22 protein-coding genes and 1 pseudogene are annotated in these 25,096 nt (G+C 56.6%); 13 read left to right on the plus strand and 10 right to left on the minus strand.

From position 1 onward, the window contains the following. The first annotated feature begins 8 nt into the window (after positions 1-8). Complete coding sequence (gene fghA, locus EPG66_RS08835) at positions 9-851, plus strand: S-formylglutathione hydrolase (RefSeq protein WP_115758280.1); 843 nt, start codon at positions 9-11, stop codon at positions 849-851. A 151-nt stretch (positions 852-1,002) separates the two neighbouring features. On the opposite strand, the gene EPG66_RS08840 is transcribed toward fghA, so the two are convergent. From EPG66_RS08840 to EPG66_RS08860, 5 genes are all read right to left on the minus strand, one after another. Continuing rightward, entirely contained in the window at positions 1,003-1,791 is a 789-nt protein-coding gene (locus tag EPG66_RS08840) for an ABC transporter ATP-binding protein (protein WP_182686738.1), read from the minus strand. Further along, a complete protein-coding gene (locus tag EPG66_RS08845; RefSeq protein WP_010248280.1) occupies positions 1,791-2,867 on the minus strand; it encodes a FecCD family ABC transporter permease in 1,077 nt (358 codons plus the stop codon). The genes EPG66_RS08840 and EPG66_RS08845 overlap by 1 nt, the downstream gene beginning before the upstream one ends. A gap of 207 nt (positions 2,868-3,074) precedes the next feature. Then, positions 3,075-4,541 carry an amino acid permease gene (locus tag EPG66_RS08850; protein WP_010671005.1) on the minus strand — a complete coding sequence of 489 codons (1,467 nt, stop codon included), beginning with the start codon at positions 4,539-4,541 and terminating at the stop codon, positions 3,075-3,077. Between the two features lie 117 nt (positions 4,542-4,658). After that, positions 4,659-5,525, minus strand: coding sequence for a DNA-binding transcriptional regulator YeiE (gene yieE / locus EPG66_RS08855; RefSeq protein WP_010248285.1), 867 nt, complete (start codon positions 5,523-5,525; stop codon positions 4,659-4,661). Positions 5,526-5,534: 9 nt separating this feature from the next. Then, positions 5,535-5,909: a YkvA family protein gene (locus EPG66_RS08860; RefSeq protein ID WP_031592072.1), complete on the minus strand. Its 375-nt coding sequence runs from the start codon at positions 5,907-5,909 to the stop codon at positions 5,535-5,537. A 106-nt stretch (positions 5,910-6,015) separates the two neighbouring features. Between EPG66_RS08860 and EPG66_RS08865 the strand changes: the two genes are divergently transcribed. Both EPG66_RS08865 and nfo read left to right on the plus strand, forming a co-directional pair. Then, positions 6,016-7,071, plus strand: coding sequence for a YeiH family protein (locus EPG66_RS08865; RefSeq protein WP_064703792.1), 1,056 nt, complete (start codon positions 6,016-6,018; stop codon positions 7,069-7,071). 51 nt (positions 7,072-7,122) lie between these two features. After that, positions 7,123-7,968, plus strand: a complete 846-nt coding sequence (gene nfo / locus EPG66_RS08870; protein WP_010671008.1) for a deoxyribonuclease IV — start codon at positions 7,123-7,125, stop codon at positions 7,966-7,968. An 888-nt stretch (positions 7,969-8,856) separates the two neighbouring features. Here nfo and fruA read toward each other — a convergent pair. From fruA to fruB, 3 genes are read right to left on the minus strand one after another with little or no spacing between them, the layout of a single operon-like run. Continuing rightward, complete coding sequence (gene fruA / locus EPG66_RS08875; protein ID WP_182686569.1) at positions 8,857-10,569, minus strand: PTS fructose transporter subunit IIBC; 1,713 nt, start codon at positions 10,567-10,569, stop codon at positions 8,857-8,859. A gap of 16 nt (positions 10,570-10,585) precedes the next feature. Next, a complete protein-coding gene (gene fruK, locus EPG66_RS08880; protein ID WP_010248301.1) occupies positions 10,586-11,524 on the minus strand; it encodes a 1-phosphofructokinase in 939 nt (312 codons plus the stop codon). Further along, entirely contained in the window at positions 11,521-12,651 is a 1,131-nt protein-coding gene (fruB, locus tag EPG66_RS08885) for a fused PTS fructose transporter subunit IIA/HPr protein (protein ID WP_033758445.1), read from the minus strand. Before fruB ends, fruK begins: the two co-directional genes overlap by 4 nt. Positions 12,652-12,963: 312 nt before the next feature. On the opposite strand from fruB, the pseudogene EPG66_RS08890 reads away from it, so the two are divergent. After that, a pseudogene (locus tag EPG66_RS08890) lies at positions 12,964-13,200 on the plus strand (PIN domain-containing protein); the annotation flags it as partial. Between the two features lie 39 nt (positions 13,201-13,239). On the opposite strand, the gene EPG66_RS08895 reads toward EPG66_RS08890, so the two are convergent. Beyond that, positions 13,240-13,494: a YkgJ family cysteine cluster protein gene (locus EPG66_RS08895; protein WP_031292689.1), complete on the minus strand. Its 255-nt coding sequence runs from the start codon at positions 13,492-13,494 to the stop codon at positions 13,240-13,242. Between the two features lie 343 nt (positions 13,495-13,837). Between EPG66_RS08895 and yeiP the strand changes: the two genes are divergently transcribed. The 9 genes from yeiP (at position 13,838) to yejF (ending at position 24,664) form a co-directional block, all read left to right on the plus strand. Continuing rightward, positions 13,838-14,410: an elongation factor P-like protein YeiP gene (yeiP, locus tag EPG66_RS08900; RefSeq protein ID WP_003854146.1), complete on the plus strand. Its 573-nt coding sequence runs from the start codon at positions 13,838-13,840 to the stop codon at positions 14,408-14,410. 76 nt (positions 14,411-14,486) lie between these two features. Further along, positions 14,487-15,455, plus strand: a complete 969-nt coding sequence (locus EPG66_RS08905) for a CobW family GTP-binding protein (RefSeq protein ID WP_069025202.1) — start codon at positions 14,487-14,489, stop codon at positions 15,453-15,455. A gap of 45 nt (positions 15,456-15,500) precedes the next feature. After that, complete coding sequence (locus tag EPG66_RS08910; protein WP_010671014.1) at positions 15,501-16,208, plus strand: phosphatase PAP2 family protein; 708 nt, start codon at positions 15,501-15,503, stop codon at positions 16,206-16,208. A gap of 512 nt (positions 16,209-16,720) precedes the next feature. Next, positions 16,721-17,296, plus strand: a complete 576-nt coding sequence (gene mepS, locus EPG66_RS08915; protein ID WP_031593348.1) for a bifunctional murein DD-endopeptidase/murein LD-carboxypeptidase — start codon at positions 16,721-16,723, stop codon at positions 17,294-17,296. 222 nt (positions 17,297-17,518) lie between these two features. Next, the gene (locus EPG66_RS08920; protein WP_182686571.1) at positions 17,519-19,081 is read left to right on the plus strand and encodes a cyclic di-GMP phosphodiesterase; all 1,563 of its coding nucleotides are present in this window, start codon (positions 17,519-17,521) and stop codon (positions 19,079-19,081) included. Between the two features lie 44 nt (positions 19,082-19,125). Beyond that, positions 19,126-20,934, plus strand: coding sequence for an extracellular solute-binding protein (locus tag EPG66_RS08925; RefSeq protein WP_182686573.1), 1,809 nt, complete (start codon positions 19,126-19,128; stop codon positions 20,932-20,934). A gap of 11 nt (positions 20,935-20,945) precedes the next feature. Further along, positions 20,946-22,040 carry a microcin C ABC transporter permease YejB gene (locus tag EPG66_RS08930; protein WP_010248326.1) on the plus strand — a complete coding sequence of 365 codons (1,095 nt, stop codon included), beginning with the start codon at positions 20,946-20,948 and terminating at the stop codon, positions 22,038-22,040. Next, positions 22,037-23,059, plus strand: coding sequence for an ABC transporter permease (locus EPG66_RS08935; RefSeq protein ID WP_182686576.1), 1,023 nt, complete (start codon positions 22,037-22,039; stop codon positions 23,057-23,059). The genes EPG66_RS08930 and EPG66_RS08935 overlap by 4 nt, the downstream gene beginning before the upstream one ends. Next, positions 23,060-24,664 carry a microcin C ABC transporter ATP-binding protein YejF gene (gene yejF, locus EPG66_RS08940; protein WP_182686578.1) on the plus strand — a complete coding sequence of 535 codons (1,605 nt, stop codon included), beginning with the start codon at positions 23,060-23,062 and terminating at the stop codon, positions 24,662-24,664. Here yejF and EPG66_RS08945 read toward each other — a convergent pair. Then, complete coding sequence (locus tag EPG66_RS08945; protein WP_033788223.1) at positions 24,651-24,971, minus strand: YejG family protein; 321 nt, start codon at positions 24,969-24,971, stop codon at positions 24,651-24,653. The genes yejF and EPG66_RS08945 overlap by 14 nt on opposite strands. Positions 24,972-25,096 lie beyond the last annotated feature (125 nt).

Below are 25,096 nucleotides of genomic sequence, written 5' to 3' on the forward strand. Positions count from 1 at the left end.
GAGGCGTTATGGCATCCACTCTGGAGCTACTGGAAGAACACCGTATTTTTGGCGGCTGGCAGCAGCGCTGGCGTCATCAGTCTGCGGTGCTGAATTGCCCGATGACCTTCAGCATCTATCTGCCCACCCCGCACGGTGATGCGCCGCCGCCGGTGGTCTGGTTTCTGGCCGGGCTGACCTGCAACGATGAGAACTTCACCAGCAAAGCCGGCGCACAGCGGGTTGCAGCGGAACTGGGTCTGGTGCTGATTATGCCGGATACCAGCCCGCGCGGCGAAGGGGTTGCGAATGATGAGGGATACGATCTGGGTCAGGGCGCGGGATTTTATCTCAATGCCACCCAACAGCCCTGGGCCAGCCATTTCCGCATGTTCGATTATCTGAGCAGCGAGTTACCCGCCCTGATTGCGGATAACTTCAAGGTCAGTGAACGTCAGTCGATTATGGGTCACTCCATGGGCGGACACGGCGCGCTGATGCTGGCGCTGCGTCTGGGTAACCGCTTTGCCTCGGCTTCCGCCTTTGCACCAATTGTGAATCCGATGCAGGTACCCTGGGGCCAGAAAGCGTTTCAGGCCTATCTGGGTGACGATCGTGCGGCGTGGCGGGAATATGACAGCTGCCAGCTGATGGCGGAGGTGTCGCATCGGCTGCCGATGCTGATTGATCAGGGCGACAGCGATCAGTTCCTGGCCGATCAGCTGCAACCGGAGCGGTTAGAAGACGTCGCGAATGAAGTGGGTTTCCCGCTGACGCTGCGCATTCAGCCGGGTTATGACCATAGCTACTTCTTTATAGCCAGCTTTGTGGAAGATCATCTGCGCTTCCATGCGCAGCATCTGCTGGCGTAAACAATCAGGGCCGCATTCGCGGCCCTGAACTTTTATGCCTGCTCTGCTGGCTAACGCTCTGTCACAGAGCCAGCGTCCTGCCAGTCTGCCCTGTAAAAATTCCTTTCTCAGAACAGTGATGCTCAGCGCCCTACCGGACGCCTGCTCAATATCAGACCAGTGCCGGGCCAGTCAGCCCGTCGATCATCACCTGCGGAATACCACGCGAGCAGTGTTCGATACGACCATCGACGCCATACACCTTTGCCAGAGTGGCAGGCGTGATCACCTTATCCGGCTGCCCTTCCGCCACCAGCGCGCCCTGCTTCAGCATCAGCGCATGTTGCGCATGACGCAGTGCAATATTGATGTCATGCACCACTACCACTGTCACGATGTTACGCTGGGCGGTTTCGCGCCGCACCAGATCCATCACGTGAAACTGATAGTTGAGATCCAGCGCGCTCAGCGGTTCATCCAGCAGCAGCAGCGCCGGGCGACGGATTAGTGACTGCGCCAGCCCGACCAGCTGTTTCTGACCGCCGGAGAGCTGATCGAGATATCGCATCGCCAGATGGGCAATGCCCAGCTGCTCCAGCAGATGCATGATTTCCGCTTCGCTGCTGGCGCTGTGCAGACCCCCGGAGGCACGCTGCGCCACGATGATCGACTCCAGCACATGCAGATGTACGCCCGCAGGCAGCGACTGCGGCAGATAAACCACGTTCTTCGCCCGCCGGGCAAACGGCTGGGTCATGAGATCCTCACCGTTGAGCCACATCTCGCCCTGGCCTTTATTCAGACCGGCCAGTGCACGCAGCAGCGTCGATTTACCACAGCCATTCGGCCCCAGCAGCACAGTGATCTCGCCGCGCGGCAGCGGCGCGATATTAAGATTATCAATGACTTTATTTTTTGGATACCCGGCATTGAAGCCGCGTAACGTAAGACCCTGTTCCATCATACCGTCCCCCGATGACGCAGAATAATACTCAGGAAGAACGGCACGCCAATCAGTGAGGTGACAATGCCAACCGGGATGATTACACCGGGGAGCAGGTTTTTCGAGGCGACCGACGCCAGCGACAGCACCAGCGCGCCGACCAGCGCGCTGGCGGGCAGATAGAAACGGTGATCTTCACCAAACATCATGCGGGCGATATGGGGAGCGACCAGGCCAATGAAACCGATCGGGCCGACAAACGCGACCGCCAGGGCAGAGAGGATACTGATGCGCAGTAACGTAGTCAGGCGCAGACGACGCACGTCAATGCCAAAGCTTACCGCGCGGTCTTCGCCCAGACGCAGCGCCGTCAGCTTCCAGCTGCTCATCATGGAAAACGGTACCAGAATGGCCAGCGCCACGCTCAGCACGCCCAGCTTTTCCCAGGAGGCTCGCGCCAGGCTGCCCATGGTCCAGAACACCAGGCCCTGCAGGGTATCTTCGCTGGCGATGAACTGCATCATGGATACCAGGGCGTTAAAGGTGAAGACCAGCGCGATACCGAACAGCACTACGCCCGCCGAAGAGACCTGAGTCCAGCGGGTCACGGCATCCAGCATCAGCGCGGCAAACAGAGCAAAGACAAAGGCGTTGGCAGAAATTAACCACTGATCGGGAATGCCGGGAATACCCACGCCGAGGATGATGGCCAGCGCGGCACCAAACGCCGCCGCCGATGAGACACCGAGGGTAAACGGACTGGCCAGCGGGTTATTCAGGATGGTCTGCATTTCCGCGCCCGCCAGACCCAGCGACAGCCCCACCACCAGCGCCATCAGCGCATAGGGCAGACGAATGTCCCAGACAATGACGCGCGTACCGGCATCGACGCTCTCGGGGCTGAGCAGCGTATTCCACAGCGTTTCAAGTGAGAGTCCCGCCGGACCCAGCGTGAAGTCGAGGATCAGCGAGGCGAGTATCGCCAGCAGCAGCACGCCAATCCAGATTAAGCGGCGGCGCAGCACCTGATGATAGTTCTGCATGGTGTGGTGAAGCGTCTCTTCCCCCGCCAGCAGCGAAGTTTCGGTAGTCATGTTTGAACCCTGTGTGGCTATCACGTCAGAAAACGCAGCCACAATAGTGCAGGTGATAATAATTATCAATTCGTGAACATAAGCGAGACGTGAAAAAACAGTAAGAAACGGTGTTGCAGGCGGGAGAATGGCACAGGAGCCTGCGCCTTTCGCAAAGACGCAAAACCCGCCATCACTGGCGGGCTCAGAGCGGGCGATTACGCAGGGCTAATCTTTGTGAACCGGAAACTCCATTTCGCTGTACTTCACGAAACGGCTGCCGCGCGTCAGCTTGTAGCCGAACCAGATAATCAGGAACAGCGGAATGCCGATGTAGGTTGCCGCCACGCCGTACCAGTCGATGCTGTCGTTAAGGAATGCCTGGTAGTTCTGACCCAGCGTGATGATCAGGCAGAGCACAAAAGCGAAAATCGGACCCAGCGGGAAGAAGCCGGAACGGTAAGGCAGATCGTTCAGGTCACGTCCCTGGGCCACATAGCCCCGACGGAAGCGATAGTGACTGATGGCAATACCCAGCCAGGCGATAAACCCGGTCATGCCTGAGGTATTCAGCAGCCACAGATAGACTTCCTGATTACCAAACTTTGAGGTCAGGAAGCACAGCCCAGCCACCACGGTGGTGGCCCACAGGGCATTACGTGGAACGCCGCCTTTAGAGAGCTTCGCGAAAATCCGTGGCGCTTTACCTTCGCTGGCCAGGTTATAAAGCATACGCGTTGACGCATACATCCCGGAGTTACCCGCTGACAGCACAGCCGTCAGGATCACCGCATTCATGACGGCGGCGGCAGAGAGCAGACCGGCGTTCTGGAACACCAGGGTAAACGGACTGACGCTGATATCGTCGATATCATTGTGCAGCAACTGCGGATCGGTATATGGCAGGATCAGGCTGATAATCAGGATAGCGAACACATAGAACAGCAGGATACGCCAGAAAATCTGCCGCACAGCGCGCGGAATATTTTTCGCCGGATCTTCAGATTCGCCCGCCGCGATACCGATCAGCTCGGTGCCCTGGAAGGAGAATCCCACAATCATCGCCACCCCAATCATGGCCGCAAAGCCGCCCGCAAACGGCGCGTCGCCCACCTGCCAGTTCTGCCAGCCCGCATGCTCAGCACCGCGCATAATGCCGGTGATCATCAGCACGCCAATGATGATAAAGATAATCACGGTGGCCACTTTAATCAGCGAGAACCAGTATTCCGCCTCGCCAAAGCCTTTGACCGAAATGTAGTTGAGCAGGAACATCAGCCCCAGGAACAGCGCGCTCCAGATCCAGCCAGGCGTGTCGGGGAACCAGTAGTTCATCACCAGCTGGGACGCTACCAGGTCAACCGCGATGGTCACCGCCCAGTTGTACCAGTAGTTCCAGCCGAGTGCGAAACCAAAGCCCTCTTCGACATATTTTGCGCCGTAAGTGGCGAAGGAACCCGATACCGGCATGAACGCAGCCAGTTCGCCGAGGCTGGTCATCAGGAAGTAGACCATCAGGCCGATGAGGATATAGGAGAGCAGTGCTCCGCCGGGGCCAGCCTGAGCGATGGTGGCACCAGAGGCGACAAACAGGCCGGTACCAATGGAGCCGCCGATGGCGATCATCGTCAGGTGACGGGCTTTTAACGCACGTCGTAATGCAGGTTGTTGTGTTGTATTTGAGTCATTATGCATGTGTTAACGCTACGCTGGGTAAAAATGAGGCGCGATTGTAGCAGCCAGATCGCCTCTGTATAGCGAATGCCAACCTGTTATTAGTTAACTTCATGATCGCGCCGGAATTATTAGTAATTACTCGCGACAATAGGAAAAAAACCGCGTCAGTGCTTTGGAAATATGCTTCTGCCGGTGGTGGATGCGATAGAGCGTGCGGATAAGACGCGGCAGCGGAATCGTCAGTTCAACCAGCGTGCCCGCCTCCAGCAGATCGGCAATCACCCGGCGCGAAAGACAGCTGATGCCCATGCCGTGCCGCACCGCATGTTTAATCGCCTCGGAATTGCCCAGCTCCATGCCCAGCTGAAAACTCGGCAGATGCGACAGCAGCAGATAATCGACAATTTCACGGGTGCCGGAGCCGCGTTCGCGCAGGATCCACGGGGCGTCAGCCAGGGTTTGCAGCGTTACCGGCTGTTGCAGAATCGCCGCGTCTGGTGCGGCAAACACCACCAGCTCATCTTCGAGCCAGGGCTCGCTGACCAGCTCGGTCATATGGCACGGCCCTTCAATCAATCCGACATCGACGCGGAAATCGGAAACCGCCTGAATCACATCCTGACTGTTGCCGACACTCAGCTCCAGCGGCAGGCGGGGAAAATCGCGACGATAAGCGGCCATCATGCCTGGCAGCAGATAGTTACCGATGGTGCTGCTGGCAAAGATGCGGATCGCGCCGTTATCCTCTTTAAACAGCTGCTCGATTTCGCCCGCCTGCTCCAGCAGCCCTACTGCACGGGGATAGAGCAGCCGTCCATGCTCATTCAGCACCAGCCGTTTGCCGACCCGGTCAAACAGTTGCACGCCGAGCTGACTCTCCAGATCGGCCAGCGCTGCACTCACCGCCGACTGCGACAGCGCCAGCAGTTGCGAAGCCTGAGTGGTGGAGCCGCTCTTAAGCACTTCGGTGAAAACTTCAATTTGCCGCAGCGTAATGTGCATCGTTGCCTCTTAACTCAGTGACTGCCTGACCAGGTAAATGATTAATGCCAGCCAGATCAACCCTATTGCCACCAGCCAGCCTGCAATTTTTTTGCCGCGCGAACGTTGAGACTGTGCCCGCTCGCTGCTGCTGATGCGCACCTCTCGCGGCAGTAAACGCAGCAGGACCATGACGCCCGTCGGAATAATCACCGCGTCATCCAGCAGACCGACAAAGGGGATGACATCAGGAATGAGATCGATCGGGCTGATGCCATAGGCGACCAGCCCCAGCATCCCCAGCTTGTTCCACCAGGGTGTGCGGGGATCGCGGAAGGCAAACCCCAGCACAAACACATCTCTTTTGATCAGCGTCGCCCAGCGGCGCAGACGCGAAACTATCATGATTACTGCCTTATCGTTTATTCTGGTTAATTATAAATATATTATCAATTTCACTTTTAAACCAGTTGCCATCATGATCGGGTCTCAACCAGGAGGAGTGACCATCATGACTGAACTGAGCATCGCTAAACCGCATCATCCCGTTCCGCTCTGGATCCCGGGTCTGCTGCTGACCGCCGTGATTGCCGGGGCAGCCAGCTGGCTGGCGCAGCAACCGATGATTGCCGCCCTGGGGCTGGGTTCACTGACTCTGGCGATTATGCTGGGCATCCTGGTCGGTAACAGCATCTATTCGCCGCTGGCGTCACGCTGCGACAACGGCGTGCTGCTGGCTAAGCAGAAACTGCTGCGGCTGGGGATCATCCTGTTTGGCTTTCGCATTACTTTACAACAAATTGCTGACGTCGGTTTCAGCGGCATCCTGATTGATGCGCTGACCCTGACCAGCACCTTCCTGATAACCTGCCTGCTGGGCATGCGGCTGCTGAAGCTGGATCGCGATACCGTCTGGCTGATTGGCGCGGGCAGCAGTATCTGCGGTGCTGCGGCGGTACTGGCGACCGAGCCGGTGGTGAAAGCCGCGCCGTCGAAAGTTGCGGTGGCTATCGCGACCGTGGTGCTGTTCGGCACGCTGGCGATCTTTATCTATCCACTGCTGTGGCCGCTGGCGCATGAACTGTTCCCGGATCTCAGTGCATCGCAGTTCGGGGTTTTTACCGGCTCAACCATTCATGAAGTGGCGCAGGTGGTGGCCGCCGGACACAGCATCAGCCCGGAAGCTGAGAACAGCGCGGTCATTGCCAAAATGCTGCGGGTAATGATGCTGGCTCCCTTTCTGCTCTGCCTGAGCGCCGTGATACGCGGCAAACGTCAAGGGAGCAACGCACGCCAGGCTGTGACGTTTCCCTGGTTCGCCCTGCTGTTTATTGCCGTCGCACTGTTTAACTCGCTACAACTGCTGCCTGCCGCGGTGGTGGCGACGCTGAATCAGCTGGCGGGTCTGCTGCTGGCGATGGCGATGGCGGCGCTGGGATTGACCACCCGTTTTGGGGCGTTGCGTGAGGCGGGCGTTAAACCGCTGCTGCTGGGTGCGCTGGTATTTGGCTGGTTAATTGCGGGCGGCGGTGCAATCAATCTGCTGGTGCAACATTTCATGGGCTAGCGGCATCGGGTATCATGCCGTCTCATCCGAGCACAGCCCCAGGAGAAAGGCATGAAATATATTGGCGCACACGTGAGTGCGGCAGGTGGCGTGGATCAGGCAGTGATCCGCGCCCATGAAATAGAAGCCACCGCCTTCGCGCTCTTTACTAAAAATCAACGTCAGTGGAAGGCTGCCCCGCTCTCGACTGAGGTGATTGATGCTTTTCGCGCCGCCTGCGAGACGTACAAATTCGGTCCGCAGCAAATCCTGCCGCACGACAGTTTCCTGATAAACCTGGGTCATCCGGTTGAAGAGGCGCTGGAGAAATCCCGCGCGGCTTTTATTGATGAGCTGCGACGTGCCGACCAGCTCGGCCTGACTTTGCTGAACTTCCATCCGGGCAGCCATCTGCATCAGATTGATGAAGAAGCCTGTCTGAAGCGGATTGCGGAGTCGATCAACATCGCCCTCGACCAGAGTCAGAACGTCACCGCCGTTATTGAGAATACCGCCGGTCAGGGCAGTAATCTGGGTTTCCGTTTCGAGCATCTCGCCACCATTATTGAGCATGTTGAAGATAAGTCGCGTGTCGGCGTCTGTATTGATACCTGCCATGCGTTTGCCGGTGGCTATGATCTGCGTACCGAAGCGGATTGCGAAGCGACCTTCGCCGAATTTGAGCGCATTGTCGGCTTTAATTATCTGCGCGGCATGCACCTTAACGATGCTAAAAGCGCCTTCGACAGTCGCGTTGACCGCCATCACAGCCTGGGTGAAGGCAATATCGGCAAAACAGCGTTTAGCTGGCTGATGAAAGATCCGCGATTTGATGGCATCCCGTTGATTCTGGAAACCATTAATCCCGATATCTGGAAAGATGAGATTGCCTGGCTGAAAGCCGAACAGCAGGGATAGTAAAAGGGAGCCGGTTGGCTTAATGCTGCTCAGTTAAGATTAGATTTGTAAAGGCTGTCACGGTCAGACGTGGCAGCTTTTTTGTCAGTGCGAGCGAGCCGCAGTGCGGGCCAGCGCACCTCTGCTGCTGCCGGGCCGTCCTCGCGCCGCTCACGCGGTACCTTCGGCTTTGACGTCGTGCCGACGAACCGTTCGGGGATCGGCCCTCACTGGCCGGCCTCGAACTGTCCACGCTTCCCGGCGTGGACTTCTGGCCCACCGTCACGCCTCAGCGCTGCGGATAGCCCTTTCAGCAGCAGAGGCGCGCTGGCCTCCACTCTCGTGCCCTTTTTAACAGTACGCACCAGAAGCTTCAGAGCAGGCCGGTGGCGATCAGGAGCAGGCAATCCGCAGCGCTGAACAGAATGAGTCTGCCAGGAGAGCCCGCAGGACGCGGGCGAAAGGCGGGGCGGCACAGGATGTGCCATCCCCGGCGGTCCGTCAGGCAGGCGAATGACGTGAAGGAACCGCGCAGCGGCGCGAGGACCGGCAGCCCCTGAGCGGCACCAGACTGCGTTATCACCTGTCGCTTAACTGGCTGGCATGCTCCCTTTTCGTTTAGAGAGAACGCTGGCTCAGGGAGCATACGCCTTCCGTAAAGACGCAAAAAAACGCCATCCCTGGCAGGCGCAGCGCGGGCGATTACGCACCTCATCCCTGAGGTGCGCCCGCAGCCGGGCCAACGCTTTGCGTTGTTCAAAAACGCTCCCGGCTTTTTGTCCATGGCCCGCGATGCTTTACTCCAGACGGTTCCCGTCGCTTTGACTTCGGGAACCGTCTGTAAAAGCAAACAGGGAGCCATCCGGCTCCCTGTTATTTTTACTTCAGCAGATTATGCACTTCTGCACATCAGGCTTTCGCCAGCTGCTCTTCCGGACGTTTGAGTACCGCATAGCTCAGACCTGCAATCGCGGTGCCGATGATGATCGCCATCAGATAGCCGACAACGGGGGTAATTGCGCCAGGGATCAGCAGCACAAACAGTCCACCGTGTGGTGCCATCAGTTTTGCGCCAACCGCCATGGAGATCGCGCCGGTGGTTGCACCGCCAACGATACAGCAAGGCAGGACGCGCATCGGGTCACGGGCGGCAAACGGAATCGCGCCTTCAGAGATAAAGCAGAGACCCAGAACCAGTGCCGCTTTACCGCCTTCCTGCTGACCTTTATTGAATTTACGACGGGCAACCAGCGTCGCCAGCCCCATCGCCAGCGGTGGCACCATACCGGCTGCCATGATGGCTGCCATTGGCGCATAGGTCTGCGAACTCAGTAAGCCGACGCCAAACGCGTAAGCCACTTTGTTTACCGGACCGCCCATATCGGTACACATCATGCCGCCCAGAATGGCGCCCAGCAGGACCGCATTCGCCGTACCCATGTTGGCCAGCCAGTGCGTCAGGCCGTTCATGATGCCAGCAACCGGTTTACCCACTACGTAGATCATCAGCAGACCGGTGATCAGACTGGCGAACAGGGGAATAATCAGTATCGGTTTCAGCGCTTCCATACTCTGCGGCAGTTTAACTTTGCCGCTGATCAGCTTCGCCGCATAACCGGCAATAAAGCCCGCGATAATCCCGCCTAAGAAACCTGCGTTGATGCTGGTGGCGATCATACCGCCAATCAGACCCGGGGTCAGACCCGGACGGTCAGCGATGGAGAAGGCAATAAAGCCCGCCAGCACCGGCACCATCAGGGCAAAGGCGCTGCCACCACCAATTTGCATCAGCGCCGCAGCCAGCGTGCCCTGCTCTTTAAACGCCGTGATACCAAAGGCAAACGACAGCGCGATGCTCAGACCACCTGCGACCACCATCGGCAGCATGTAAGAAACACCGGTCAGCAGGTGACGATAAGCCCCTGCTCCGCCTTTCTTCTCTTCTTCACTGCTATTGCTCTGTCCACCAGCCGCCGCTTTGTAAGGCCTGGCTTCTGCGACTGCTTTATCCAGTTCCTGCGCGGTTTTCTTCAGCGCCAGACCGGTTGAGGTACGATACATCGGCTTACCGGCAAATTTCGCCAGATCGACTTCAATATCAGCTGCGACGATCACCAGATCGGCGGCAGCGACTTCTTCCGGAGTGATCGCGTTACCGGCACCCACTGAACCACGGGTTTCAACTTTCACCCACCAGCCGCGACGGGTCGCTTCAGCCTGAATCGCCTCGGCAGCCATAAAGGTGTGCGCCACGCCGGTCGGACAGGCGGTCACCGCGACGACGCGTTTCTGCGCGCCAGCCTGAGCCGGTGCGGCAGGTGCACCTGCTGCAGGTGTTGCTACCGCAGCCGGAGCCTGCCAGGTTTTCGCTTCTGCTTTCGCGCGGTTCAGGAAGGTTTCTGGCTCGCGTACTGCCAGCTGGATATCGCCCAGCCAGACCGCTTTGCCGTTCAGCGCCGCATCGTCCGGCACGTTTTTACCCAGCACAATCGCCAGTTCAGCGTCGGCAGGATTATCAGTCAGGGTCAGGCCCGCCGCAGCGGCAGCAGCCGCCAGACGTTGTTGCGCCATATATGCGGAAGCCAGTCCCAGTGTAGGGTCTTTAATCAGCAGCGTTTTCATTATCGCTCTCCTGCTGTCAGTTAACGGGTTGTAAGTCGACGCGCGCCATCATTGCGGCCAACTGAGTACGATCGGAAACGCCAACATTGCTCTGGCTGACGGCCATCGCCGCCACGGCAGTTGCAAGACGCAGCGTGTGTTCGCTGGATTCACGCATTAGCAGGCCATAAATCAGGCCACCAACCATTGAGTCGCCTGCACCCACGGTGCTGACCACTTCGCACACCGGCGGTTTAGCGATCCATTCGCCAGAAGCGTTGACCCACAGAGCGCCTTCTGCGCCCAGCGAAATCACCACATGGGCGATGCCCTGCTCGCGCAGTTCGTGCGCAGCGCCAATCACATCCTGCAGGGTTGGCAGTTTGCGACCGGCCCAGATTTCCAGCTCACGGCGGTTAGGTTTAACCAGCCACGGTGCGGCCTTCAGTCCTGCCACCAGCGCCTCGCGGCTGCTGTCAAAGATGATGCATGGGCAGTGGGTGCGAAGTTCGGTCATCCAGCGGGTAAAGGCATCGTGGTCAACGCCCTCTGGCAGACTACCGCTGACGCAGACCATATCGAACTGGCCCAGCCAGGTCAGAGAATCGGTAGTAAAACGATCCCAGTCCTGCGCTGTCACCTGAAAACCGGAGAAATTCAGATCGGTGACGTCACCGGTCTGTTCAGTGAGTTTGACGTTGATACGGGTACGGCCTGGCACCACATGGAAACGGTTGGCTATGCCCAGCTCACTGAACAACTGCTGGAAACCGTCCTGATTCTCTTTCCCCATGAAGCCACCGACGGTGACATCGATACCCAGATCTTTAAGTACTTTGGCTACGTTGATGCCCTTGCCCGCAGCATGCAGCCCGGTGGTTTTCACCAGGTTAACTTCGCCACGTTCAATTTCAGGGGTATATCCCACCAGGTCATACGCCGGGTTCAGCGTAATGGTGGCGACGCGTCTGCTCATGATGCCCCCTCACCCAGACCACTGGTGATCGCTTCTTCAATCGCGTTCAGTGCCTGCTGTGCATCTTCACCGCTGGCGGTGAAGCGCAGGCGATGGCCTTTCTTCACGCCCAGCGCAACCACTTTCATCAGGCTGCGGCCATTAGCGGGTTTGCCGCTGCCGTCGAGATTGGTCACGGTGATGTCGCTGTTGAACTGCTTGATCACGCTGACCAGCGCCGTGCCCGGACGGGCATGCAGGCCGTGTTCGTTGCGAATGGTAAATTCAGCCGTCAGCACGTCAGCCTGCTCATCGACTTCGCTGGTGAGCAGTGCGTAAACGCCTGCAGCATCCGCTTTCAACAGACGATCCGCTTTGCCCTGCTGCAGCAAGGCGCTGAGGTAACCCAGTACTTCCAGCGGACGTTCATCGGTCGCCGAAACGCTGATTAACATCGCAGCCGATTCGCCCTGATGGTCGAAGGCATGTTCAGCGCGGCTGATAGCCACGCCGCTGCGCAGGTTGCCGAGGCTGCTGTCGCTGAGCCAGATGCCCTGACCCAGATTCAGCGGAGTCGTTGAAACCACGTCTGCGACGTAGCTGGCATCCACCACACCAGCGGACTGCAGCCGACCAGCGTTCATCGCCTGGAGGGTGATCAGATCGCTGGCAGCCACGTTGAGCGTGATTAATGAGGTGTCGAAGCTGAATTCAGCGGCTTGTTTCTCGCCCATCAGCAACGCACGAAGATCTTCAGCAGAGGCGGTTTTTAGCTGTTCTGCAATGGTGTCATCGCTCAGCACATGGGTCAGCTGACGCAGCAGCGCCAGATGTTCATCCGACTTAGCGGCAATCCCGATGGCAACATAGGCTGTCTGATCGTCACCCCAGGCGATGCCCTGCGGAAACTGGAATACCTGAACGCCGGTTTTCAGCACCAGATCGCGGGTATCGGTGGTGCCATGAGGGATTGCGATGCCGTTGCCAAGAAAGGTTGAGGTCTGCTGTTCGCGCGCCAGCATCCCGTTGACGTACCCTTCAGTCACATTGCCCGCCGCGGTTAACGCGGCAGCAACCTGACGAATGGCCTCTTCTTTATTCTGGGCGCTGGCTCCGGTATGGATGGCCTGCAATTCGAGCTGGAACATAATTCTCCTCGCTTGCTGAGATTGAATCGTTTCAGCCAGTGGGAAAGTTTTTACGCCATGCTGTGGAAAACAGGTGGCGCAGTCACCGCTGAAACGTTTCAGGGATTGTGGTACAGCCGCTTTCACCAGGCAAGAAAATGCGCAAACGGCGTAGCAGATTTTTGACGTTACGCACATTTCGGGCAGGTTTAGCGAATTAACGGACGAACAGGCTGACGCTGCTGCTGTAAAGTGAGAATGGGTGGACCGAAAAACTTCAGCAGCGTCAGCGCCTCAGGGCGCGGTATCCGCTTCAGGTTACAGCAGATACGTTTGCAATTGGTGGATGCATTCTGCGCACGTCCTGATGCTGTGCTTTCATGGGATCGCGCAGCGGCAGATGCAACCACTGAAATCAAAGCGGCGCTGGCTGCTGCCGGAACACCCATGGATCCCAGCGACACTGCGATTGCCGGGCATGCCATTGCGGCCAGAGCTATTCTGGTGACCAATAACACACGCGAGTTTGAACGGGTACCCGGATTGCAGCTGGAAGAGTGGGTCAGCTAACCGCTGACGCTGGATTGAATCTAAGCGGTGGGAGGGTTCTCAGGCACGTGTGCTGGCTTCAAGCTCAATCAGGTAGGTCATGGCTGAGGTACGGTCTGTAAGACACATATCAACTGAAGGTTGCAGACTTCCGCATACTTTCGGCCTTAAATCTGAACCGAAAATCATGCACAAATTTTCATCCGATAACTGAATGCATCGGACATTCGCGGGTTTACCCTGCGGCATCCCGGGGATGGGGCTGGAGATTGACGGTGCGATGCAGCAGGCTCCACAATCAATACGACACTGCATTAACACCTCTCACGCGACCTTCAGAATACAACAGACGGTAACAGAACCTCAGAGGGAGCGACACCACACCCTTCAGCTCTTAACTTCATGCTTAAATCGTTCACTGTCACCCATGTCAGAAATCGGTGAAGAGATAGAGGGCGATGTGCAACAGGCAACGCCCTGGCTACGGCATTGCATGCTGTGATCCGGCAGAGAAAGTCGCGGCGACAATAGCAGTCCGGGGCGGCAATTGCCATGAAAGCCGCGGCCTGAGACAAAATTTCACGCCGGTGATATTGCCAGTTTTCACCGGCGCGAGTAACGTTGCGCGCACTTCACTCTCAAGATAGCGAGAACAGCAATGCCAAAAGCCAATGAAATCAAAAAAGGGATGGCCGTCACGCACAACGGTAAACTGCTGCTGGTTAAAGATATTGATGTCCAGAGCCCCAGCGCACGCGGTGCCGCCACCCTGTATAAAATGCGCTTTACCGATGTCCGCACCGGTTTAAAAGTGGAAGAGCGCTTCAAAGGCGACGAGATTATTGATGCGATTTCGCTCAGCCGTCGCAGCGTGACCTTCTCTTATATAGATGGTGACGAATATATTTTTATGGATGATGAGGATTACACCCCCTACTCCTTTAAACAGGAGCAGATTGAAGAAGAGCTGCTGTTTATCCCCGAAGGCGGCATCCCTGGCATTCACGTGCTGACGATGGAAGGTCAGGTGCTGGCGCTGGAACTGCCACAAACCGTGGATATGGAGATCGTGGATACTTCACCAGGCATTAAAGGTGCTTCCGCCAGCGCCCGCACCAAACCCGCCGGTATGAGTACAGGCCTCTCGATCCAGGTACCGGAATATCTCAGCAACGGTGACCGCATCCGCATCCACATTGCTGAACGCCGCTATATGGGCCGTGCAGACTAAATCAGAAGCCTGCTGCCGATCGTGATAGTGTTATATTATTACATTATCACGTTATCCCCCGGCAGGAGTCACTCCCATGACACGCGTTAATCTGATTACCGGTTTTTTGGGCAGCGGCAAAACCACGCTGCTCTGCCATCTGCTGGCTGCCAGGCCGTCCGGGGAAAACTGGGCGGTGCTGGTTAATGAATTTGGCGAGATCGGGATCGACGGCGCCCTGCTGGCCGATCGCGGTGCCACGCTGAAAGAGATCCCCGGCGGCTGCCTGTGCTGTGTTAATGGCCTGCCGATGCAGGTCGGGCTGAATATGCTGCTGAAGAGTAAACCCGACCGGCTGCTGATCGAGCCAACCGGCCTGGGCCATCCTCGTCAGGTGCTGGAGATGTTGATTTCGCCCGTCTATCAGTCGTGGCTGCAACTGAATGCCACACTGACCCTGCTGGATGCGCGTCAGCTGGCCGATCCTCGTATCGTTGCCAATGAAAACTTCCGCGATCAGCTGGCTGCCGCCGACCTTATTATCGCTAATAAGCGCGATTGCTGGGATCAGGCGGATCGTCAGCGCCTGGCTGACTGGCAGCAGCAGATGCAGCCTCCGCGCCCTCTGATCGAGACAGAATTTGGTCAGATCCCCCTTTCTCTGCTGGATACACCCCGGCAGCCGCGCGAGCTTCCCGTGCCGCAGCATCATCATTCGTCGGTTCCCACCAGCGGTCTGGCGGCGTTGCGACTGAATGGCGATACGCGCTGGCGTCGGGCGCTGAACCACGGCCAGAGCTATAGCGCCTGCGGCTGGCTGTTTGATGCTGATACGCTGTTCGACAGCGTCGCGCTGCTTGAATGGGTTCGGCAGGCGCCGGTAGATCGCGTTAAAGGGGTGATGCGCACGACAGAAGGCGCACTGCGTATCAATCGCCAGGCAAATGAGCTGCAGAGTGAAACACTCCCCTCACCGCCATCCGATAGCCGCATTGAGATCATTCATTCTCAACAGGCTGACTGGAATCGTCTACAATCGGCATTGTTGAAGTGCCGTTTACGCTGACAGAGGTATTGTCGGCGGTTATTTTTAATAATAATGAGTTTAATTATGCGCGTAACTCGCCTTATTACTATCCTGCTGCTTAATGCACTGGGCGTGGTGCTATTTCTGTCATGGTATCTGCCCCCGGAACATGGCTTCTGGTTCGGCGTCGATAAATCTATTTTCTTTGGCTTCAATAGCCAGATGGTGACCCATCCGCTGTTCGCGCTGATCGTCGCTATCACGAATTACCGTGGTTTTGATGCGGTGTCATTGCTGGCGATGGGTCTGCTTTACCTGTCGATCTGGCGGCGCGAAACGCCTCAGGCGCAGCGCCGGATGCTGGCAATCGGCATCACCATGCTGCTGACCGCCGTCGTTCTCAATCAGCTGGGCCATCTGTTGCCGGTTAAACACTCCAGTCCGACACTGTTCTTCGAGAACGTGCATCGCGTCAGTGAACTGACCGGTATTCCTGCAAAAGATGCTTCGAAAGATAGCTTCCCCGGCGACCACGGTATGATGCTGATCATTTTCGCCTGCTTTATCTGGCGTTATTTTGGTTTCAGCCGCTTTTTAATTGCCACAGCTATTGTGGTGATATTTTCACTGCCACGCATCATGGCCGGTGCGCACTGGTTTACCGATGTTGCCGTCGGTTCAATGTCGGTGGTATTAGTCGGTCTGAGCTGGTGGCTATTAACGCCCGCCAGTGACGTCCTGGTTAACTGGTTTTATCGCAAATTGCCGGGAAAATATAAGCCCGTGACGTAAATGTTAAGCGCGGACGATTTAATCCCCTGGTTTGAACCGCCCGCGCTTATAAAAAACATCCCATCACTATTAGCCTGCTAATTAAATGTACGAAAAGAAAAGGTTATGACCCTGCTGGCAGGTTAATTAGTCACCAATATTCTCTGTCAATAAAGAAAACTCTAAAAACAGCGTCTATGCCCCGAATTAGCCCCCCTTTAACTCCCTGTTCTCACCATCATTTGACCACAATTGTAGCTAAAGTAGTCAGTGTGTTACGGTTTGATTTCACATCAAAAAAACCTATATGAAATTGATTAAAAGCACTCGCCACGGCGTCTGTAATCAGTTAACCTCAGTCGCAGTGAGGCAACAGCGGCGGAAAATTCGGATTTTTTACCGTTAAAATGTGTCCATTAACACATTTTAGTAATTAAGGATTTGTCTTAGTCTGTTTCGCTTATTAATCTCCCTGTTTTGTCATCTGGCTGGCGACAATCTTGTCGTAAGGAAATCGAAGGAAAACCCGAATAATGGTCAAGTCTCAACCAATACTGAGATATATCTTGCGGATCGTGCCCGCAGTGGCGCTGGCAGCACTCCTCTCAGCTTGTAGCAGTACCCATAGCAGTCAAAACGCGAATAACGAGAATCATGAAGTTAACAACCACAATGGTTTTTTACTTCAGGCGTCTCAGGATGAGTTTGAAGAAATGGTGCGTAATGTCGACGTTAAGTCGCGCATCATGGAACAATACGCCGTCTGGAAAGGTGTGCGCTATCGCCTCGGTGGCGATACTAAACGCGGGATCGATTGTTCCGCCTTTGTACAACGCACCTTCCGCGATCAGTTTGGCTTAGAATTACCGCGTTCTACCTCGCAGCAGCAGGACACCGGTAAAGAGATTACCCGCAGTAAACTGCGTCCCGGCGATCTGGTGATGTTCCGTGCAGGCTCTACTGGCCGTCACGTTGGCATTTATCTTGGCAACGATAACTTCGTTCATGCCTCGACCAGCAGTGGCGTGATGATCTCCAGTCTGAACGATGATTACTGGAAAAAACGCTACCGTGAAGGACGCCGTGTATTAAGTCGTAACCCGACCTGATAACCACTTTCGATCTTCTCTCAGCCAGAGAACATGAAACGCTGCTTATGCAGCGTTTTTTTTCGCCTTTAATCATTTTTACCAGCAGATATATAAGACAAAAGCATTCTGATTCAGATTAATAACAAGACATTTCCCGCCGTCTCGTTATATTCTCGGTCGCTTAAACCGAAGCCGTCGTGCGCAATAACATAATAATAATTTGATTAGGGGAAGCTCCTCATGCCACTGTCGGGGGCGCTACGGCGCCATGCCACCTATCCTCGCCGTATCGCATGGAGTAGTGCGATAGCTGGCGGCTTATTCTTTCTGTTATTTGCGGCACTCTCGCTTCACCAGACCTGGCAGAAGCGAGAACGACAGCATCAGCAACTGCTGGAGAACAGCCGCACGGCATTACAGCAAACGCTCTCCAGCCTGATTAACAGTACCCTCAGTCCCCTGCTTCCGTTTACCCACACTGCCTGCAGTACCATCAATCGTGAACTCACCTCACGCGCCGCCTTTGCCGGAAATCTTCGCGCCATCCTGCTGGTTAACGAAGGTAATGCCTTTTGCTCCTCGGCCACCGGCAGTTTTAATCTGCCGCTCAATGTGATTGCGCCCCTGAGTGATATGTCACGTGATATCGATCTGCAACTGATGCCGGGCACGCCGTTGCAGCCCAATAAACCGGCGCTGGCATTGTGGATCAAAAATCCCGGCAGTCTGCAGTCAGGCGTTTTCGCGACGCTGAATATTACCCTGGCACCCTATCAGCTGCTGGCGTCCGGGCATCCGGAAATTACCGGTATGGCACTGGTGGCACAACGCAGCGCCTTAACCAGCTGGCAGTCCGTCGTCTTACAGAATAAAAACCTGCCGATGCCGCTGCACCGGCAGGCGCTGACAGGCTATCCGCTGCAGTTTGTATTGTACGGTTCCACTCTGGCGTTCAGCGATTATCAGAATATCCTGCTGAGCGGCCTGCTACTGTCGCTGCTGGTTTCAGGCGCTTGCTGGCTGCTGTTGTCGGTTTATCAGCGCCCCGGTAAAGAGCTGATTCGGGGCATGAAGCGCGGTGAATTTCACGTTGAATATCAGCCGCTGGTCACCTCCCATGATGGTCAGCCGTATGGGATGGAAGCGTTACTGCGCTGGACCCACCCGACGAAAGGCCCGATCCCGCCCGATGTTTTTATTCACTATGCCGAGGCGCAGAACCTGATTATTCCTCTGACCCGACATCTGTTTCAGCTGGTTTCCCGTGATGCCCACCTGCTGTGTCATACCATTCCCCGTCATGCCTGCCTCAGCCTCAACATTTCGCCCCTGCATCTGGCTGACAGCGGTTTCCGTCAGGATGTGCTGCGCTGGCTTGATACCATGCCTGCGGACCACTTTACTTACGTGTTTGAGATCACCGAGCGAGCCATGGTGCGCGACGAAAATGTCGGAGAACTGTTTGACTGGCTGCATCAGCAGCAGATCCATATCGCCATTGATGATTTCGGTACCGGTCACAGCGCGCTGATCTATCTGGAACGTTATGACTTTGATTATCTGAAAATCGATCGCGGCTTTGTTCAGAGCATCGGTACGGATAGCCTGGCCTCGCCGGTGCTCGATACCGTGCTGCAGCTGGCGAAGAAGCTGAACCTGAAAAGTGTCGCCGAAGGGGTAGAAACCGGCGAGCAGGCTGCCTGGCTGATTAATCGCGGTGTGACCCATCTGCAGGGTTACATCTTTAGCCGTCCGCTGCGGCCGGAAACGCTGATAGACTATTTCCGGCGTCATAACGCCTGACACTACCTGGCCCGAATTGCGCCAGACATCTGACAGGAGAGTGCATGCTGTTTCGTTCCGGATTTCTGCTGCTGTGCGGCCTGCTCAGCGCCCCGCTGCTGGCGGCCTCTGTCCAGCAAAGCTACGCGTTCACCCAGGCCGGTGAAGCGAAATATCCGCCTGGCTTCAGCCATTACGACTACGCCGATCCCCGCGCCCCCAAAGGCGGCAGTATCACCATGGCGGTGGTGGGCACTTACGACAACTTCAACCGCTACGCTTCACGCGGTAATCCGGGCATTAACACCGGTACGCTTTATGATAGGCTTTACACCAGCTCAGACGATGAGCCTGGCAGTTATTATCCGCTGATTGCCGAGTCAGCGCGCTACGCAAGCGATTTTACGTGGATTGAGATCCGCCTTAATCCCCGCGCCCGTTTTCAGAATGGCACACCCATCACCGCCCGCGACGTGGCGTTCACCTATCAGAAATTCATGACCGAGGGCGTGCCCCAATTTCGCGTCGCCTATCGTGGCGTGACCGTTAAAGCGCTGAACGATCTCACTGTGCGCATTGAAGCACAGAAGCCGGATAAAGATCTGCTGCTTGGCTTACTGACGCTGCCGGTTATCGCAGAGTCGTTCTGGCGCGATAAGAAGTTTAATGAGCCGTTAAGCGAGCCACCCTTGTCGAGCGGACCCTATCGCATCGCCCGCTGGAAGCTGGGACAGTTTATTGAGTTCAGCCGGGTAAAAGATTACTGGGCCGCTGACCTGCCGGTCAATCGCGGACGCTTTAATTTTGATCGAATGCGCTATGACTACTATCTGGATGACAATGTGGCATTTGAAGCCTTCAAGGCGGGTGCTTACGATCTGCGCGAAGAGACATCGGCAAAGAAATGGGCCACTCAGTATCGCGGCCGCAATTTTGACGATGGCAGCATCGTCAAAGAGACCACGCCCAATGATGCCGCTATCGATACCCGCTGGCTGGCATTCAATAATGAAAAACCGCTGTTCCAGGATCGCCGCGTGCGTCAGGCGCTGTCACTGATGTTCGATTTCGAGTGGATGAACAAGGCGCTCTATTACGGTGCCTGGCAGCGCGCCAGCAGCTATTTCCAGAACACGGCGTATGCAGCCAGCGGCGTGCCGGATCCACAGCAGCAGGCCCTGCTTGAACCCTGGCGCGGGCAACTGCCACCTGAGCTGTTCAGCCAGCCTTATCAGCCACACAAAACCGACGGCAGCGGCTATGACCGCGCCAGCCTGTTAAAAGCGTCTGACCTGCTGAAACAGGCGGGCTGGCAGATTAAAAATCGCCGTCTGGTCAATGATAAAACCGGTCAGCCGTTTACCATAGAACTCCTGCTGCGCGGTGGCACCAATACCGACTGGGCGTTACCGTTCCAGCACAATCTTTCCCGACTTGGCATTACGCTGAACCTGCGGCAGATCGATAACTCGCAGTATCTGCGGCGCTGGCGCGAAGGCGACTATGACATGATTGCCACGGTCTATGGTGCGATGCCGGTCCCAACCTCCAGTCTGCAGATCCTCTGGCAGTCTGACTTCATCGCCTCGTCGTGGAATACCGCGCGGGTCAAAGAGCCTGTAGTCGATCATTTCGTGAAACAGATTGTGGCGCATCAGGGTGATCCCGCCGCGCTGCGGCCGCTGGCCCAGGCGCTGGACCGGGTGCTGCTGTGGAATGCGTATATGATCCCGATGTGGTACAACGCAGAGCAGCGGCTGGCGTACCGGGATAAGTTTTCTCACCCTGCCCGCAAGCCAGCCTACAGCGTCGGACTGGAAAACTGGTGGTATGACACAAACAAAGCCGGACGCCTGCCGGCCAGCAAACGCTAAGGAGATCACCGTTGGCCGCTTACTTTCTGCGCAGATTGCTGCTGATCATCCCGACGTTATGGGCGATCATCACGCTTAATTTTTTTATCGTGCAAATCGCGCCCGGCGGACCGGTCGATCAGGCGCTGGCTAACATTCAGTTTGGTCAGACAACGGGTCTGCCCGGCAGCGGTGCAGACAGCGCCGGTTCACGCGCCAGCGTCAGTCATCTCAATCCTGCCGATAATCAGTATCGTGGCGCGCGCGGGCTGGATCCCGAAGTGATTGCTGAGATTAAACAGCGTTATGGTTTCGATAAACCTCTCTGGCAGCGTTACGGCGAGATGCTGTGGAATTACCTGCGTCTGGATTTTGGCGACAGCCTGTTTCGCAGTGCCTCGGTGATCGGTCTGATCAAAGAGAGCCTGCCGGTTTCGATCAGTCTGGGATTATGGAGCACACTGATCATCTACCTGGTGTCGATCCCGCTGGGGATCCGCAAAGCGGTGCGCAATGGCAGCGCTTTTGATGTCTGGAGCAGCGCTTTTATTATCATTGGCTACTCCATCCCGGCTTTTCTGTTCGGCATCATGTTAATCGTGCTGTTTGCGGGTGGCAGCTATCTGGACTGGTTTCCGCTGCGCGGGCTCACCTCTGCGCAGCACGACACACTGCCCTGGTATGGCAAAGTGCTGGACTACTTCTGGCATATCGCCCTGCCGGTGCTGGCGACGGTGATCGGTGGCTTCGCCACGCTGACCATGCTGACGAAAAATGCGTTTCTGGATGAGATCCGCAAGCTCTATGTGGTGACTGCGCGCGCCAAAGGGGTGCCGGAGCGCCGTATTCTCTATCACCATGTGTTTCGCAATGCGATGCTGCTGGTGATCGCCAGCTTCCCCGCCACCTTTATCAGCATGTTCTTTACCAGTTCAGTGCTGATCGAGGTTATGTTCTCGCTCAACGGACTCGGGCTGCTCGGCTATGATGCGACTCTGCAACGTGACTATCCGGTGATGTTTGGCACGCTCTATATTTTTACGCTGATAGGTTTGCTGATGAATATTCTCAGTGATCTAACCTATACGCTGGTCGATCCGCGCATCGATTTCGGGAGTCGCTCATGACGCTCTCTCCGCTGAATCAACAGCGCTGGCAGCGCTTTCGTCATAACCGACGCGGTTACTGGTCGCTGTGGATCTTTCTGATCATCTTTCTGCTGTCGATGGGTGCCGAACTGATTGCCAATGACAAGCCACTGCTGGTGCATTACCAGCAGCGCTGGACAGTGCCGCTGCTGTTTGACTACAGCGAAACCGACTATGGCGGCGCACTGGCGACAGCGGCAGATTATCAGGATCCCTGGCTGCGGCAGCGCATTGAGCAGAATGGCTGGGCCATATGGGCACCGATTCGTTTCAGCGACAGCACCATCAATTTTGCCACCGGGGTGCCTTTCCCCTCTCCGCCCTCTGCGCAGAACTGGCTCGGCACGGATGCCAACGGCGGCGACGTGATGGCACGCCTGCTCTATGGCACGCGCATTTCTCTGCTGTTCGGACTGATGCTGACACTCTTCTCCAGCATCATCGGAATTGTGGTCGGCGCGCTGCAGGGCTATTTCGGCGGCAGGATTGATCTGATTGGGCAGCGGCTGATTGAAGTCTGGTCCGGCATGCCTGCGCTGTTTCTGCTGATTCTCCTCTCCAGCGTGATCCAGCCGGGTTTCTGGTGGCTGCTGCTGGTCACCGTGGCTTTCGGCTGGATGAGCCTGGTCAGCGTGGTCCGGGCCGAGTTTCTGCGTACCCGAAACTTTGATTACATCCGTGCGGCGCAGGCGCTGGGGGTCAGCGACGGCCGGATTATGCTGCGCCACATGCTGCCTAACGCCATGGTCGCCACCCTGACCTTTCTGCCGTTTATTCTGTGCGGATCGATTACCACGCTGACCTCACTCGACTTTCTCGGCTTTGGCCTGCCGCTGGGTTCGCCCTCGCTGGGCGAGTTACTGCTGCAGGGCAAAAATAACCTGCAGGCACCCTGGTTAGGCCTGGCGGGCTTTTTCACCCTGGCGATCCTGCTTTCGCTGCTGATTTTTATTGGCGAAGCGGTACGCGACGCTTTTGATCCGGGCAAAGGAGCCTGAATGAACACGTCATTGCTTGCCATCAATCATCTTTCGGTCGCCTTTCGTCAGGGCGAGACGCTTCGCCAGGTGGTGAATGACGTTTCACTGCGCATCGACGCGGGCGAAACGCTGGCGCTGGTGGGCGAGTCGGGTTCCGGTAAGAGCGTCACGGCACTGTCGGTGATGCGACTGCTGCATGAGGCTGCAGTGGTTTATCCCAGCGGGGAGATTCTGTTTAACGGTGAAGATCTGCTGCGCGCGCGCGAGCAGCGCCTGCGCGGGATTCGCGGCAACCAGATCGCGATGATTTTTCAGGAGCCGATGGTATCGCTTAATCCGCTGCACACCGTGGAGAAGCAGCTGTATGAAGTGCTGTCGCTGCATCGCGGGCTGCGTCGTCCGGCGGCACGCGGTGAAATTCTCAGCGTGCTTGACCGGGTCGGGATACGACAGTCCGCCACCCGGCTCAATGATTTCCCCCACCAGCTCTCGGGTGGGGAACGTCAGCGGGTGATGATCGCTATGGCATTGCTGACTGAGCCTCAGTTGCTGATTGCCGATGAGCCGACTACCGCGCTGGATGTGACGGTGCAGGCGCAGATCCTGACGCTGCTTCGTGAACTGCAGCGAGAGCTGAATATGGGCATGCTGTTTATCACCCATAACCTGAATATCGTGCGTCAGCTGGCGGATAACGTCAGCGTGATGCGCAATGGTCACATCGTCGAACAGAACCGCTGCCAGACCCTGCTGAATCAGCCGCAGCACCCTTACAGCCAGCAGTTGCTCGCCGCCGAACCAGAAGGAAAAGCGCTGCCGCTGCCCGCAGACGCGCCGGTCATTCTTCGGGTCGATAATCTTCAGGTCAGTTTTCCGCTGCGGCGCGGGCTGTTCCTCCGGCAGAGTGGTGAGAAACAGGTGCTCTCGGGGCTGAGCTTTAGCCTGCGGCGCGGCGAAAGTCTGGGGCTGGTCGGCGAGTCCGGATCAGGTAAAAGCACTACCGGGCTGGCACTGCTGCGGCTGATTGCCTCGCGCGGCGAAGTCTGGTTTGACGGCCAGCCGCTGCATCAACTGTCACGTCGTCAGTTATTGCCGCTGCGTCAGCGCATTCAGGTGGTGTTTCAGGATCCCAACTCTTCACTGAATCCGCGTATGACAGTGCAGCAGATCATTGCGGAAGGCCTGGCGGTGCATCAGCCCGAACTTAGCCGTGCGCAACAGGAGCAGCGGGTCATCGCGGTGATGGCGGAGGTGGGGCTTGAAGCGGAAAGTCGCCATCGTTATCCGGCCGAATTTTCGGGCGGTCAGCGACAGCGTATTGCCATTGCGCGGGCACTCATTCTGGAGCCGGAGCTGCTGGTGCTGGATGAACCGACCTCATCGCTGGATCGCACGGTGCAGAAGCAGATTCTGACGCTGTTGCGCCGTTTACAGCAGCAGCGGCAGCTCAGCTATCTGTTTATCAGTCACGATCTGGATGTGGTGCGCGCCCTGTGCCATCAGCTTATTGTGCTGCGTCAGGGAGAAGTGGTGGAACAGGGAGAGTGTGAAAGGTTGTTTGCTTCACCTGCGGCCGGATATACCCGCGAGTTGCTGCAGTCGGCGCAACTCAACCTGCGATAAAAGTCTCGGCAATCGCTACGCCCTGATTTTTCAGGCAGCAGTTGGTGGCGCTTTCGTCACGACGCTGAATGAACAGGCAGGGCTGTCCTTCGCACTCGGCTACTTTGCAATCGACCTGAATATCCGCCAGAACCTCTTTTAGCTGCTGAAGGATCTCCCACGCCGGAATGCCGTCATGGCTGATCAATCGCAGCGCAACGAAATCCTGCTCGTCCAGCGTTGCGTCATCGGATTCGATAGCACTGTGGTGATCGCTGGCCCAGCGAAAATGCTGTGGCAGACGATGCACAATCGAAAGTTGCAGCATAGTTTCCTCTCCCCGGATGAGTTTATGTCGCAACACAAAGCAGCCCAGCTGGAAGCGGCCTGATAACCGCTGAGTCCGGACAGGGTTTAATGGCCCGTCCGTGTGGATTGCAGAAGCGCATTTTT

It is taken from the genome of Pantoea pleuroti (genome assembly GCF_014156615.1).
In the GTDB taxonomy this organism is placed as follows: Bacteria; Pseudomonadota; Gammaproteobacteria; order Enterobacterales; family Enterobacteriaceae; genus Pantoea; species Pantoea agglomerans.